This is a genomic window from Nocardia canadensis (assembly GCF_032656385.1).
GTDB classification, from domain to species: Bacteria; Actinomycetota; Actinomycetes; order Mycobacteriales; family Mycobacteriaceae; genus Nocardia; species Nocardia canadensis.
On sequence record NZ_JAVCWB010000001.1, the window covers coordinates 187,525 to 201,405 of the forward strand.

14 protein-coding genes are annotated in these 13,881 nt (G+C 68.7%); 9 read left to right on the plus strand and 5 right to left on the minus strand.

What is annotated here, in order from left to right:
• The first annotated feature begins 9 nt into the window (after positions 1 to 9).
• From Q7X29_RS00855 to Q7X29_RS00865, 3 genes are all read left to right on the plus strand, one after another.
• On the plus strand, positions 10 to 714 hold the full coding sequence (locus tag Q7X29_RS00855; protein ID WP_218718411.1) for an AIM24 family protein: 705 nt from the start codon (positions 10 to 12) through the stop codon (positions 712 to 714).
• A gap of 4 nt (positions 715 to 718) precedes the next feature.
• Positions 719 to 1,483 (plus strand): AIM24 family protein, encoded by a 765-nt coding sequence (locus Q7X29_RS00860; RefSeq protein WP_218718410.1) that lies wholly within the window; start codon positions 719 to 721, stop codon positions 1,481 to 1,483.
• Positions 1,484 to 1,606: 123 nt separating this feature from the next.
• Positions 1,607 to 2,656 carry an alpha/beta hydrolase gene (locus tag Q7X29_RS00865; protein ID WP_218718409.1) on the plus strand — a complete coding sequence of 350 codons (1,050 nt, stop codon included), beginning with the start codon at positions 1,607 to 1,609 and terminating at the stop codon, positions 2,654 to 2,656.
• 46 nt (positions 2,657 to 2,702) lie between these two features.
• On the opposite strand, the gene Q7X29_RS00870 is transcribed toward Q7X29_RS00865, so the two are convergent.
• The 4 genes from Q7X29_RS00870 to Q7X29_RS00885 are packed head-to-tail and all read right to left on the minus strand — an operon-like array spanning position 2,703 to position 8,447.
• Complete coding sequence (locus tag Q7X29_RS00870) at positions 2,703 to 3,506, minus strand: HAD family hydrolase (protein WP_316573232.1); 804 nt, start codon at positions 3,504 to 3,506, stop codon at positions 2,703 to 2,705.
• A 38-nt stretch (positions 3,507 to 3,544) separates the two neighbouring features.
• A complete protein-coding gene (locus Q7X29_RS00875) occupies positions 3,545 to 6,073 on the minus strand; it encodes a phosphoribosyltransferase (protein WP_316573042.1) in 2,529 nt (842 codons plus the stop codon).
• Positions 6,070 to 7,281, minus strand: a complete 1,212-nt coding sequence (locus Q7X29_RS00880; RefSeq protein ID WP_218718407.1) for an HpcH/HpaI aldolase/citrate lyase family protein — start codon at positions 7,279 to 7,281, stop codon at positions 6,070 to 6,072. Before Q7X29_RS00880 ends, Q7X29_RS00875 begins: the two co-directional genes overlap by 4 nt.
• 41 nt (positions 7,282 to 7,322) lie before the next feature.
• Positions 7,323 to 8,447, minus strand: coding sequence for a hypothetical protein (locus Q7X29_RS00885; RefSeq protein WP_316573233.1), 1,125 nt, complete (start codon positions 8,445 to 8,447; stop codon positions 7,323 to 7,325).
• A gap of 286 nt (positions 8,448 to 8,733) precedes the next feature.
• Between Q7X29_RS00885 and Q7X29_RS00890 the strand changes: the two genes are divergently transcribed.
• Both Q7X29_RS00890 and Q7X29_RS00895 read left to right on the plus strand, forming a co-directional pair.
• The gene (locus Q7X29_RS00890; RefSeq protein WP_019049996.1) at positions 8,734 to 9,309 is read left to right on the plus strand and encodes a TerD family protein; all 576 of its coding nucleotides are present in this window, start codon (positions 8,734 to 8,736) and stop codon (positions 9,307 to 9,309) included.
• A gap of 69 nt (positions 9,310 to 9,378) precedes the next feature.
• Positions 9,379 to 10,479: a DUF475 domain-containing protein gene (locus tag Q7X29_RS00895; RefSeq protein ID WP_316573043.1), complete on the plus strand. Its 1,101-nt coding sequence runs from the start codon at positions 9,379 to 9,381 to the stop codon at positions 10,477 to 10,479.
• Positions 10,480 to 10,548: 69 nt separating this feature from the next.
• Here the strand turns inward: Q7X29_RS00895 and Q7X29_RS00900 are convergent, their stop codons facing one another.
• Positions 10,549 to 11,937, minus strand: coding sequence for a glycosyltransferase family 87 protein (locus Q7X29_RS00900; protein WP_316573044.1), 1,389 nt, complete (start codon positions 11,935 to 11,937; stop codon positions 10,549 to 10,551).
• Between the two features lie 170 nt (positions 11,938 to 12,107).
• Between Q7X29_RS00900 and rpsF the strand changes: the two genes are divergently transcribed.
• The 4 genes from rpsF to rplI all read left to right on the plus strand — a co-directional run bounded on the left by rpsF (position 12,108) and on the right by rplI (position 13,803).
• Entirely contained in the window at positions 12,108 to 12,395 is a 288-nt protein-coding gene (gene rpsF / locus Q7X29_RS00905; protein ID WP_022565973.1) for a 30S ribosomal protein S6, read from the plus strand.
• A 94-nt stretch (positions 12,396 to 12,489) separates the two neighbouring features.
• Entirely contained in the window at positions 12,490 to 13,050 is a 561-nt protein-coding gene (locus Q7X29_RS00910) for a single-stranded DNA-binding protein (protein WP_218718404.1), read from the plus strand.
• Positions 13,051 to 13,081: 31 nt separating this feature from the next.
• Positions 13,082 to 13,333 (plus strand): 30S ribosomal protein S18, encoded by a 252-nt coding sequence (rpsR, locus tag Q7X29_RS00915; RefSeq protein WP_019050001.1) that lies wholly within the window; start codon positions 13,082 to 13,084, stop codon positions 13,331 to 13,333.
• 17 nt (positions 13,334 to 13,350) lie between these two features.
• The gene (gene rplI / locus Q7X29_RS00920) at positions 13,351 to 13,803 is read left to right on the plus strand and encodes a 50S ribosomal protein L9 (protein WP_218718403.1); all 453 of its coding nucleotides are present in this window, start codon (positions 13,351 to 13,353) and stop codon (positions 13,801 to 13,803) included.
• The last annotated feature ends 78 nt before the right edge of the window (positions 13,804 to 13,881 follow it).

Genomic DNA, 13,881 nt, shown 5'->3' on the forward strand with positions numbered 1-13,881 from the left:
GCGACGGAAATGTTCGAGAAAGTCAACAGCAAGGTCGTCAAGGTCGATGTCGGGCAGGCGGGCGGCGTGGTCGCCCGGACCGGCGCGATGCTGTTCTACCAGGGCCAGGTCGCGTTCGCGCCGCACCAGATCCCCGGCGCCGGACCCGGCATGGGTGGCGGCGGCCTGATGCGGATGGCCGGCGCGATGATGGCGGGCGAGCACGAGCGCACCATGCTGGCGCGCGGAAACGGCACCGTCCATTACGGTTTCGCCGGGCTCGAGGTGCACGTGGTGCAGATGCAGCCGGGCGCGGTGCTGCGCGTGGAGGCCTCTCGCCTGCTGGCCAACACCGCGGGGCTGCAGTCCTCGGTGGTCTCGGTGGCCAGCTCCGGTGGCGGCGGCGGAGGCGGCGGCGGTGGCCTGATGGGCGCGCTGCGCGGCGCCGCGGCGGGTGTCGTGACCGGCCAGGGCATGTTCACCACCCAGCTCGGCGGCCAGGGCGCCGCGGTGCTGCTCGCGCACGGCGGTTTCCTGGAACTGCAGGTGGGCGGGCCGAATCCGGTGATCGTCGATCCGCAGGCCTTCGTCGCGGCCTACGGCAACGTGCAGACCGAGCTGAAGTCGGCGATGAGCTGGCGCGACGCGGTCGGTCGCGGCGCCGGTGAGGCGATGCAGCTGCATTGCCACGGCCAGGGTGTCGTTTTCGTGCAGGCCTCCGAAGAGAAGTTGTGAGCCGATGAGCCAGATCCATTCCCCGATGACTCTCGGTGCCAGCGACAACATCCCGGGCAACAGCTACGCCTACTGCATCGACCTGACCGGCCCGTGGTTCATGCGCAAGGGCGCGATGATCGCCTACTACGGCCAGATCCAGTTCCAGATGCTCACCCACGGCCTGCAGGGCAACCTCATGCACATGGTGAGCAGCCAGTTCTCGGCGCCGCTGTTCGCCGGTGACTACGTGGTGGCCGAGGGCCACGGCAAGCTGATCATCGGCGACCGCGGCTACGACATCAATTCCTACGATCTCGAGGACGGCAACCTCACCATCCGGGGCGCCAACCTGCTCGCCTTCGAGCCGGGCCTGGCGCTCAAGCAGTCGATCGTGCCCGGGTTCCTCACCCTGATCGGCACCGGCAAGTTCCTCGCCTCCTCCAACGGCCCGGTGATGTTCGCCGAGCCGCCGCTGCGGGTCGACCCCGAGGCGCTGGTCGGCTGGGCCGACTGCCCCTCCCCCAGTCACCACTTCGACCAGGGCTGGATCGGCAGCTTCCTGGCGGCGGGCGCGGCCAGGATGGGCGCGAACTCGGGCGAGGAGCGCCAGTTCGACTTCACCGGCGCCGGCACCGTGCTGATCCAGTCCTCGGAGAAGGTGATGAGCGATCAGGCCCTGGTCAGGACCATCGAGGGCCAGCTCCAGAGCGGCATCACCGTCGGCGGTCTGCAACGCATCCAGGGCGTGATCGCCCAGCAGCTGCAGGGTCAGCAGCAGCACTACTGACCCCACTCCCGCAATTCTGAAACGAGAACGCGCCAAAACCTGACGACGGGTCGTGCCCGCCCGCTACGGTGGGCACCGCCGAGAGAACGGGTCGGCGATAGCTCGATCAGAGGAGTGGGCGCAGTGCAGCGTCGCAGCATCCGGCGGATCGTGGCGGCGGCACTGTGCGCCGTCACCGCGTCGATCATCACCGGCACCCCCGCGTCGGCGGCGCCCGCCACCGCACCGGGCGTCAGCATCGACAAGGTGAGCGCGCCCGATGGCTCCTTCATCGAGAAGATGGAGGTCACCGACTCCCGGCACCTGCGCCTGTACGTGCACTCCGCGGCGATGAACCGGACCTTCCCCGTCGACATCCAGCGCCCCGCCGACACCTCCGCGCCCAAGCCCGCGCTCTACCTGCTCAACGGCGCGGGCGGCGGCATGGACCGCGCCTCCTGGCAGCTGCGCACCGACGCGCTGAGCTTCCTGTCCGACAAGGACATCAACGTCGTCCAGATCATCGGCGGCGCGTGGACCTTCTACACCGACTGGATCAAGCCCGACCCCGTGCTCGGCGTGAACAAGTGGCAGACCTACATCGCCGAAGAACTGCCCCCACTGATCGACGCCGCGCTGGGCACCAACGGCGTCAACGCCATCGCGGGCCTGTCGATGTCGGGCATCCCGGTGCTGAACCTGGCGATCGCCGAGCCCGGCCTGTTCCGCAGCGCCGCGGTGTACAGCGGGCTCACCCAGGTCAGCGATCCGGCGGGGCAGCAGGCCGTGAAGCTGACCGTGGAGATGTACGGCGGCGGTGACGCCGAGAACATGTGGGGTCCGGTCGGCGGGCCGCTGTGGGTGGCCAACGATCCGCTGGTGAACGCCGAGAAACTGCGTGGGACAAATCTTTTCGTCTCCACCGGCACCGGCATCCCGGGCATCCACGATCAGGCGGGCGGACCGTTCCGGATGGAGAAGCCCGCCGACACCCCCAAGACGGTCGCGCTCGGCGCGCTGATCGAGGGCGCGATCTTCGTGTCCTCGCACAATCTGCAGACGCGGCTGGACCAGCTCGGCATCCCCGGCACCTTCGTCTACCGCGACACCGGCACCCACTCGTGGGGCTACTGGCAGGACGATCTCAAGACCTCATGGCCGGTGCTGGCGAAGGGCCTGTTCCCCGAGTCGTGAGTTCGGGGAATCCCGGGCGCCGCAGCGGCACCCGGGATCTCACGACTCAGACCGGGTCCGCCGCCAGCGCGGAGCGCTCGAGCGCGACGTGGAACCACTCGAGGATCTCCACTCCGGCGAGAATCCCCGCGTTCTCGGTCACGGTCAGATTCGGGGCCGAATGGCCCAGCTCCTCCAGCTCACCGTGTCGTGGCCGGATCGCGGCGTCGGCCACGGTCAGCATCGGCGCGTCCAGCGCACCGTCACCGGCGGTGAACAACGCAGCGCCCTCGGCCAATTCACCGGATTCCACCAGTCGGCGGCGGACCTCCGCGACCGCCAGACTCTTACAGACCGCGTCCGGCATCGTGTAGATCTTGCGCCCCTGCTGTGAGGCCGACCAGCCGCGCGCGCGACACCACGCGTCCCACTCGGCGAGGAAACCGGCGGGCACCGCCTCGGGGCGAACCACCAGGTAGCAGAACAGCCCGTCGGCCTCGCGGTACTTGGTGACCCAGGAATCGTCGATGCGGGAACGCCATTCGGCGCCGATCTCGGCGAGGGTGGCGCCGGAGGCACGCACCGTGTCGTCGATCGCGGCGCGCCAGGTGGGGTCGGGCAGCCCGTCGACCAGGATGTTGCCGCCGTTGCTGGTGATGGCGTAGCGCCACGGCGCGCCCGGCAGGTCGATCCGCTGGAACTGCTCGATCGTGCGGGTCGTCGTCGGGAGCACCGGGGCCAGCGACGCCAGTTCGGCCAGCCGCGTGACGGCGGTGGTGGTCATGTACGACAGCGGTTCGCCCTCGTAGTACTCCACACACAGTTTCGCTACCGCGTCGGCGCCGCCGAATCCGTTGCGCGAGTAGATCATCGTGCGATCGAGATCGGTGGCGAACAACGCGTCGGCGGTCACTGATCCAGCTCCTTGATCAGGCCCATACAGCTGTAGGCCAGGTCGGGGACCACTTCCACCGGGACATTGCGCGCGGCCGCGAGCAGGCGGATGTGTGCGTGCTCGGGAGCATCCGCTTCGCGAACCAGCACCCGCCACGGTACCCGGCGCAGCAGCACGCGGGTGGTCTCGCCGACGCCCGGCTTCACGAAATTCACTGTGGCGACACCATATTCGGCGCGCACCCGCTCCACCGAGGCCCAGCCGGACCAGTCGGGGGTGCGATCGGAATCCCGGATCGCGGCGACCGCGGCGGGCACCTGCTCGGCGACGGCGCCGAAGGCGCCTGTCACCGCGTCGAGCAGCTGGTTCGAGACATCGACGTCGGCGAGCTCGCGATAGAACTTCGCACCGTGGAATTCACCGGGCCCGATCAGGGTGTCGTTGAGGACGGTGCGCGAGACCAGTCCGGACACCGTGGAATTCAGGCAGGCCGAGGCGATCAGGAAGTCGTCGCGGGTGCCGTAGGTGCGCACCGAGTTGCCCGGATCGGCGAGCACGACCAGCTCGTCGTTGAACCGGGCGCCACCGGCGGCGTGATATTCGTCGAGCGCCGCGGTGAGCTCCCTGGTGATGGCACCCTTGCCGGTCCAGCCGTCGACGAACACGATCGAAGCCGGATCATGGTGCTGGGCGAGATAATCCAGCGCCACCGCGTCGATGCCACGGTCACGCACGATCGACACCGCGTAGTGCGGCACCGTCAGACTCGGCCTGCCGACCCCACTGGCCAGCCATCGCCGCATCAGCACGCCGACAGGCGTGCCCGCCCTGGCCAGCGAGACCAGCACGATGTCCTCGCCGCGTTCGGCCACCACGAGCTCGGCGACCGTCGCCACCGCCAGTGCGAGCCGCTCGGCGCTCTCGGCGAGCACCCGCTCGAACAGCTCACGGTACTCGGCATCGGGCTGGTACTCGACCGGCAGCGATTCGGCGTAGTGCGCCACGCCCGCCTGGATTCGCCGTTCGCGTTCGGCGACATCGGCTTCCAAGTCGACGCCCGAGAGGTCCTTGAGCAGCCACGACACCTCGTCGGCCGCGTAGGAACCGAAGTCGGGTCCGTGCAGCGGTCGAGGGCGATCGGGCGCGGCCGCCGCATCGGGGTCGGGCCGCACGGATTCGGCGGCCTGGTCGGCCGCGTGCGCCCGCGCGGGGACCGCGGCGCGCGCTGCCGAAGTTCGTGTCGTGTGCAGCGCTCGCGGGTCCGCACCCGGCAGGACGGCGACCAGCACATCGGCGCCCGCGGCGGTCAGCACGTCGACCAGGCCGCCCGGCGCCACGAGTTCGGGCGTATCGGCGGGCGGATCGAGGACGACCAGCAGCACCGGCGCCACCGCGCCGTCTGGCCAGTGCGCGTTGTACAGGTAGCGCTTGGCGGTCGCGTCGGGCTCCGGCGCGTGGAAACGGAAGCCGCGCCGCAGCGGGTAGCCGGGCTCGTCGAGCACGTAAGCCGGTGAGCGCGTGGTGGTTTGGAATCGGGTGGGGATGCCGCCTTCGGCCAGCTCGGCGGCCAGCCGCAGCGGCAGGTACATCAGCTCCTCATGACCGAGCACGATCACCGGGCGATCGGCGAACTCGGCGGCGAGGCGAGCCTGGACCTGGCCGGTGGCGGCCTTCAGCGCGACATCGAAGGCGGCGACCTCGGAGTTCAGGATGCCGTGCCTGCCGCCCTCGGGAACATCGGCGGGCCAGGACAACTCGATCCGGCCGAACGAACCACGGTGGGCCGCTGTCGGATTGAGCTCCGGTTCGGGCATCGAGGTGACCGTCTCGATCAGACCGTCGGGCAGCTCGGTGCGGCCCGAGGCCAGGCACACGGTGTCGATGCGGGCACCGAGTTCGGCGGCGAACGTCTCGAACTTGGCCCGGTCGGCGGCGGTGCGCATGTCGACCAGGGAGGCGAGCACGTAATGCGAGCGCGGCGCGAACGCGTGCAGCGCGCGAACGGCGTCGATGGCGGTGTCGCCGGTCGAGATCTCGTCGTCGACCAGCACCAGCGGCAGATCGTTGACGAAGATGTCGGCGGGCGCGGGTTGCAGCAGGTGCGAGGTGGCGTGCGAATGCCCCTCCTCGAACCCGGTCAGCGTGGTGGCCCGCGCGACCTCACGGCGAGTGGAGTGCAGGTAGCACCCGGCGCCGATCCGCGCCGCCACACAGTGACCGAGACCCGTCGCGGTCTCGGCGAATCCGAGCACGACGGGCTCCCGGTCGCCCAGGACCCCGCGCACCAGGTCGCCGAGCCGATTGCCCGCGCCGATCACCACGCGCGGGTCGGTGGGCAGGTGCTTGCCGAGCACGGTCGACACCAGCAGGTGCGCCCGGCGCGGATTGCGGCGCAGACCCGGCTGGACCAGCGCGGCGATCGAGAGTTCACCCGGCAGCGCGTCCGCGGCCGCCGACGCGGCGAACGACTCGCCGTGCCGCAGTTCGATGCCCAGATTCGCGGTCGCCCACGGTGTTTCGAGATCGAGGCCGAACGCGCTCATTCGGCGATCATCGCTGTCAGCAAATCCACGAAGGACACTCCCTTGTTGGCGACACCGAACGCGCGAGCCCGGACCAGCGTCTGGCGGGCCCAACTGCGGTGCGGGCGCATCTCGTTCATCTTGTTGCGGTACTCCGAGGCCGCGACGCCGCCGACGTCGGCCTCCATGATGTGCAGCGCGTCGGCGTACTCCTCGTGCGTCACCACCGACAGCGCGTGCACCGCCGCCACATGCGACGGGTGGATCACCGTCTTGCCCTGGATGCCGTTGGCGCGGTCCAGGGTGATCTCGCGCAGCAGGCCGTCGAGGTCGCGGCTGACCAGGTACTGGCGGAACGGCACCGCGTCGGACTCCTCGAACGGCGCGGTCCGCAGCAGCGGCCGGAACATCCGCTCGTGGTCGGCGAAGTATTCCCACACCGGCCCGGTGATGATGAAACCGGTGCCGTCGGCGCGGCCCAGGTAGTTCACGATGTCGGCGATCACGTCGGCGACCACGCGCACGTCGTAGATCGTCAGGTCGCGGTCGCGGCGGATGCCGAAGGTCGAGCACATGTCGGTGGCGCCGATGCGCACCGCGAGCAGGTGGTCGCGGTGTTCGGCCAGCAGGTCGGCGATGCGCGCGAGCTGCTCGTCGCGGGTCTGCCGGTGCACCAGACTCGCCGATTCGAGCACGGGCATGCCGTAGATCGGGCGGTCCAGTGTGCGCCGGGCGTCGTCGAGGGCGGCCAGATAGGCGGGCCCGGTGACGGCGTCGAACTTGGGGAAGACGAATCCGGTGAGCACCTCGGCGCCCGGCCCGAGCAGGCCGACCAGCTCGGTCACGGTCTGCGGGTCGCGCACCCGGACGAACAGCATCGGGTTCGGGTCCTCGCTGCGCGCGAGCAGGTCCAGGGTCGCGACCGCGTGCTGCTTGGCGGCCTCCACCTGGTGGTCGGCGACGGCGTCCTCGAGGTCGATCACCATCGAGCAGACGCCGCGCGCGGCTCGGCGGCTGATGGTGGCGGCCAGGTCGGGGCGGGTGGCGGGCACATACAGCGTCGCGCCGAGCGCGGTCGCCAGTAGTTCCCGATCGTGGGCGCCGACGATCGGCTCCGGCTCTACCAGGAACAGCTCACGGGCCCTCGGCCCGCACAACTGCCGGAAGTGGCGCAGCGGAACCTGCTTACGCAGGCAAATCTCCGGCGCGACGGCGTACCCCGCGGTCATTCCCCCCACCTCATTTTCCGGGCCATCTCATGTCTGTGTTCCTACGTGCTGTCGGTTCGGGCGGTTTTTCTCATGCGGTCGACCACGCCGGCGATGAACGCCGCGACGGTATCCAGTTCGGACACGTATGCCCAATAGTCTGGATGACGACCCGTCAGTCCGGAAATGATGCGGTCGAGGCGTTCGGCTTGCGCATCGAGCACCGAACCCCACTCGCCGACCAGTCCTCGGTCGACCGCGAGCATCTGCGCGTCCCGCAGCCGGAATCGTACGGTGCGGGCGTGCGCATCGGGGTCGGCACGCACCCCGCGGAGCAATTCGAGGCGCCGGGTGACGGCGTCGACCAACTGCTCGGCCTCGGCGAGGTGCTGGCGCGCGGTGGCGGTCAAATCAAGGGCGGTCTCCGGGTCGTGATCGGCAGCCGCGACACGCGCGCCCACCAGCGCCGTGTCCGCGGCGTCGATGCCGCGCCGGCTTTCCCGCTCATTGTTGGTCAAGTCCGCCGAACTCGCAGCGTTGAACTCCCGCAGCAGCGCCGAGTAGGCCGGACCGAGCGCGTCGGCCCGGTTGCGGACCGCGGCCAACCTGGTCGTCACCGAAGCGATCGCGTTCGCCGCCGCCGACGCGCGAGAAGGGGCTTGCGCCAACGCATCCGACAATTCCGCCGTCGCCTGCTGCACCTCGGCCGCGACCGTGCGCGCGGCCGCCACCGCCGCCTGCGGATCGGTCGCGGACGCTGTGATCAGAGCCTCATTCAGCCGCCTTACACCGGCCTCGATCGAGGGGTAGGTCGCGTAGCCCGACGACGCCGCCGCCGCGAGCGCGCGCTCGGCCTCACCACGCACCTGCGCCAGCAGCTGCGGCACCACCGAGCGCACCCGCGCCGCCTCCGCCAGCTGCTCGCTGCGGGCGTGATAGAACTCGTCGACCCCGCGCGCGGCCTCGTTGAGCTGGCGGACCAGGGCGTCGGCCCTGGCCGGACCGTCGGCGATCGGCGTGCCGGTGGCCTCGGCGGCGTCGAGTTCCTCGGTGAAGCTCAGATACGCGCCCGCCGCGGCGTAGCACCGTGCGCGCACCGGCTCCCAGAGCGCGCCGACGCGGCGGTCCGGGAAGACCTGCTCACTGGCCACCACGCCCGCCTCCGCCGCCGTCTGCCTGCGATCCATATCGAGGAAGGCGGCCGACGCCGCGGCGCGCGCTCCACTGATCCACTCATGATCGGGCCCCGATCTGAACCAGCCGCGTCTGCGAGGTGTCATCGGCACATCCCCTTTCGCCAACCGCGCGTCGACCCGACCACGCACTGCCCCGATGGTAGGAGATTCCCCGCGTTCACCTGGGCTCCAGCTCGTTCCTACGCAAGATCCCCGAAACCTATTACTGTCGTAGCCGTACCCGGCGATTCGGACATGCTGGGAAACGACACACCGGACTAACCGAAGGGATTCCCGCATGGGTGTCAGTCTGTCCAAGGGCGGCAATGTCTCGCTGACCAAAGAGGCCCCGAACCTGACCGCGGTCGCGGTCGGCCTCGGCTGGGACGTGCGCACCACCACCGGCACCGACTTCGACCTCGACGCCAGCGCGATCGCGACCGGCGCCGACAAGAAGGTCGTCTCCGACAAGCACTTCGTGTTCTTCAACAACCTGAAGTCCCCCGAGGGTGCCATCGAGCACGCCGGCGACAACACCACCGGTGAGGGCGAGGGCGACGACGAGGTCATCAACGTCGACCTGGCCAACACGCCGCCGACCATCGAGAGCATCTTCTTCCCCGTCTCGATCTACGACGCGGAGACCCGCTCGCAGTCGTTCGGCCAGGTGCGCAACGCCTACATCCGCGTCGTCGACCGGGCCAACGGCACCGAGCTGGCCCGCTACGACCTGTCCGAGGACGCCTCCACCGAGACCGCTATGGTCTTCGGCGAGCTGTACCGCAACGGCGCCGAGTGGAAGTTCCGCGCCATCGGGCAGGGCTACGCTTCCGGCCTGGCCGGTATCGCCCGCGACTACGGCGTCAACGTCTAGTCACCATCGCGAGCAGGGGGCTCGACTGACCGGGCCCCCTGTCCGTGTGACACAGAAAGGTCCCTCCGCGTGATTACGCGCATCTTCGGCATGTCCATCGTCATCACGGTGATTTCGCTGGTCGTAGCCTTCCTCTACGGAGGCCCGACCGCGCTGGCACTGTGCGCGATCCTCGGTATCCTCGAGGTGTCGCTGTCGTTCGACAACGCCGTCATCAACGCCACCGTCCTGGAACGGATGAGCGAGTTCTGGCAGCGGATCTTCCTGACCATCGGCGTCATCATCGCCGTGTTCGGCATGCGACTGATCTTCCCGCTGGCCATCGTGTGGATCACCGCCGGGCTCGGTCCGATCGAAGCGTTCGACCTGGCCCTCAACCCGCCGGCCGACGACGCCGCCTACTTCCCCGACGGCAGCCCCAGCTACGAAACCCTGCTGACCGACGCGCACCCGCAGATCGCGGCGTTCGGCGGCATGTTCCTCGCGCTGCTGTTCCTGAACTTCATCTTCGAAGAGCGTGAGATCACCTGGCTCGGCTGGCTGGAACGCCCCCTGGCCAAGGCGGGCAAGCTCGACATGCTGTCCGTGGTCGTCGCCGGCACCGGCCTGATCCTGACCTCGGAGTTCCTGGCCAAGGAGGAGGACCGGTCGACCGTGCTGGTCGCCGGCCTGCTCGGCATGATCGTCTACATCGCGGTCGACGGCCTCGGCTCGATGTTCCACACCGAGGACCTGGAGAGCTCCGGCCCGTCGACCCTGGTCAAGGCCACGGGCAAGGCCGCGTTCTTCCTGTTCCTGTACCTCGAGGTGCTCGACGCGTCGTTCTCCTTCGACGGCGTCATCGGCGCGTTCGCGATCACCTCCGACCCGATCATCATCGCGCTGGGCCTCGGCTTCATCGGCGCCATGTTCGTCCGGTCGATCACGGTGTACCTGGTCCGCCAGGGCACCCTGTCGGAGTACGTGTACCTGGAGCACGGCGCCCACTGGGCGATCGGCGCCCTGGCCGCGATCCTGCTGGTCTCCATCGGCGTCCACGTCAACGAGCTCATCACCGGCCTCGTCGGCGTCGCCTTCATCGGCGCCGCGTTCATCTCCTCGATCCTGCGCAACCGCAAGAGCGAGCCGGACGCGATCGACGAATCGAAGGAAACCGCCCCGGTCAGCTGAGGCGGCGACAGGACGAACAGTCATAGCGGCGGCGGATCCCGGACGGGGATCCGCCGCCGCTGTCGTTCGTCAGCCCACCGCTTGGAGTTCTCGTGCGGCGGTGGGGGATTCATGCGGGGTGGGGGTGCGGCGGTCGCGGAGTTCGGCGCGGAGGAAGAGGAAGAAGAGGGCGATGAGCAGGGCGGTGCGGAGCCAGACGCCGAATTGGACGATGCCCTCGGTGAGGTCGACGCCCTCGCCGACGCCAAGGGCGTAGAAGTAGCGGAAGACGCCGATGCCGACGGCCGCGTCGGCGACGAGGTAGGCCGCCACCAGCGACCACGGGACCTCGAACAGGACCAGGAACGGAATTATCCACAGGGTGTACTGGGGGGAGTGGACCTTGTGGAAAAGCATGAAGCCGCACAGCATCGCGCCGCTCACACCGACCCACGGGAACGGGGAGGTGGGGGTCCAGCGGCGGACGCCGAGCCACAGCGCGAGCACGAACGACGCCAGGATCAGCGCCGGTGAGGCGATGGCGACCAGGTCATGCCAGGTGGTGCTCGTCTCGGCGTCGCGGCCGAAGATCAGCTGGTGGCCCCAGTACCAGATCGAATTGGTGGTGATGTCGGCCTGACGCAGCTGCTGGAAGGTGATCGAGGCGCGCCAGCCGTCGACACCGGCCACCATGAACGGCAGATTCACCGCGGCCACCGTGCCCATCGCCGCCAGCAGCGTCTGCGCCGCGCCCGCCACATCGAGCTCGCGCAGCCGGCGCGGGCCGCGCGGCGCGCCCTCGGTGAGCACGTACATCGCCAGCGGGAGCACGAAGATGCCCGGATAGAGCTTGAGACAGAAGCCGAGCGCGAGCAACACCGCGGCGATGATCCCGCGGGTGCGCACCGACAGGCCGGTCAGCATCGTCATCACGTAGACCGCCGCCACCGCCGTGCACACCACCGGCAGTTCCCAGTTGTGGAAGGCGTAGAGCACCAGCGGCGGCCCGATCGCCCACAGCAGCGCGGCCGGGCCGGCCAGCCGTACCAGCATCCAGGCCGTGAGCAGCGCGAACGGCGTGAGCAGCAGCGCCGAGTGCCAGAGGAAATCCGCGTCGTTGGTGACCCCGATCGCGCCCGCCCACATGAGCACGCCGCTGAGCACCGGGTACTCCACCGCGCCGCCGGTGAGCGCGCCGTCCTCGGTGATCCCGCCGTCCACGTACGGGAAGACGTGATTGTCGATATCGCGGCCGAGCCAAAGGAACTGGATATCCGAATAGCAGACATCCGCATCCTTGCGGACATCGAATATCTGGCTGCGACCGGATTCGTCGATCGCCCCGCCCGCGCATCGCGCCTTGTTGGCATAGGCCATCGCGAGGGTGAGCCCGCACAGCAGCACGACGAGGAATGTCAGGGCCGTCGCCCGCGCCGCGCCGCGTGCGGTGCGCTGCTGCGCGTCGGCGGCCGTGGTCATGGCGACCACATTATGCGGCGACGCGCCGATCACCCGCGCACACCCGCGGCGAAGATCGATTTCGCTGCTCAGTGCCCGCTCATGTAGCCTTACCGGGTTGCTGACGCAACGAACCCTCCTGCCATGGAAAGTCCATGGCCGTTTCCTAGTCCACAGGAGGTGATTGGTCCGTGCGTCATTATGAAGTGATGGTCATCCTCGACCCCAGCCTGGACGAGCGCATCGTCGGGCAGTCCCTGGATAACCTGCTCAACGTCGTCAAGACCGAGGGCGGCAAGGTCGACAAGGTCGACATCTGGGGCCGCCGCCGGCTCGCCTACGAGATCGCCAAGCAGGCCGAAGGCATCTACGCGGTCGTCGAACTGACCGCGACCCCGGCCACCGTGAGCGAGCTCGATCGCCAGCTGGGCCTGAACGAGACGGTGCTGCGCACCAAGGTTCTGCGCAACGACAAGTAGTCCGCAGAGCAAACTCTCGTTTTCGTCGGTACCTATCTTTAGGCTCTAGCGCGACAGCGAGACGCGGACTGCACCCCGAGCAGGAGGAACCCCCATGGCAGGCGACACGGTCATCACCGTCATCGGAAACTTGACGGCAGACCCTGAGCTTCGTTTCACGCCCGCGGGCGCAGCGGTGGCGAATTTCACCGTCGCTTCGACTCCCCGCGTGTTCGATCGCAATTCGAACGAATGGAAAGACGGCGAGGCCCTGTTCCTGCGCTGCAACATTTGGCGTGAAGCAGCGGAGAACGTCGCCGAGAGCCTGACCCGAGGCGCTCGCGTGATCGTGAGCGGACGGCTCAAGCAGCGCTCCTACGAAACCCGCGAGGGTGAGAAGCGCACGGTCGTCGAACTCGAGGTCGACGAGGTCGGCCCCTCGCTGCGCTACGCGACTGCCAAGGTCTCCAAGGCCGGTCGCGGCGGCGGAGGCGGTGGCTTCGGTGGCGGTTCCGGCAATGCCGGTGGTGGTGCAAGCGCAGGCGGCTACAACGCCAACAACGGCGGCGGACAGTCGGGCGGCGGAAACGCCGGCAACGACGATCCGTGGGGTAGCGCGCCCGCGGCCGGCTCCTTCGGGGGCGGCGGCCGCATGGATGACGAACCGCCGTTCTGAGGAACGGCACTCATAGTACGGAGAGAAGACCATGCCTAAAGCGCCCGCGCGCGAAAAGGTGCTGAAGAAGAAGGCTTGCACTTTCTGCAAGGAGAGCAAGTCCGGAATCGTCAATATCGATTACAAGGACACCACGCTGCTGCGTAAGTACGTCAGCGATCGCGGCAAGATCCGCGCCCGCCGCGTCACCGGCAACTGCGTCCAGCACCAGCGTGATATCGCTGTCGCCGTCAAGAACTCGCGTGAGGTGGCCCTGCTGCCTTACGTGTCGACCGCTCGCTGAGAAAGGGAGTCAGACAGATGAAGCTCATCCTCACCGCTGATGTCGACAACCTCGGTGCCCCGGGCGATCTCGTCGAGGTCAAGGACGGCTACGGCCGCAACTTCCTGCTGCCCCGCGGTCTGGCCATCGTGGCCACCCGTGGCGCCCAGAAGCAGGTCGAGGGCATCCGCCGGGCGCAGGACGCCCGCAAGGTGCGCGACCTCGATCACGCCAACGAGCTGAAGCAGGCCATCGAGGGCCTGGAGTCGGTCTCGCTGGCCGTGAAGACCGCCGACAGCGGCAAGCTGTTCGGCTCGGTCACCACCGCCGATGTCGCCGCCGCCATCAAGGCCGCCGGTGGCCCCGTGGTGGACAAGCGCAGCATCGAGCTGCCGAAGTCGCACATCAAGGCGACCGGCAAGCACGGCATCGTGGTGCACCTGCACCCCGACGTGGCTGCCAAGTTCAACCTCGAGGTTGCCGCGAACTGAGTTCGCTGAGAACCACCCCCGTGTTCGACACGGGGGTGGTTTCTCGTTGCCTTTTCGCGGGCCATATAGCGATAACTG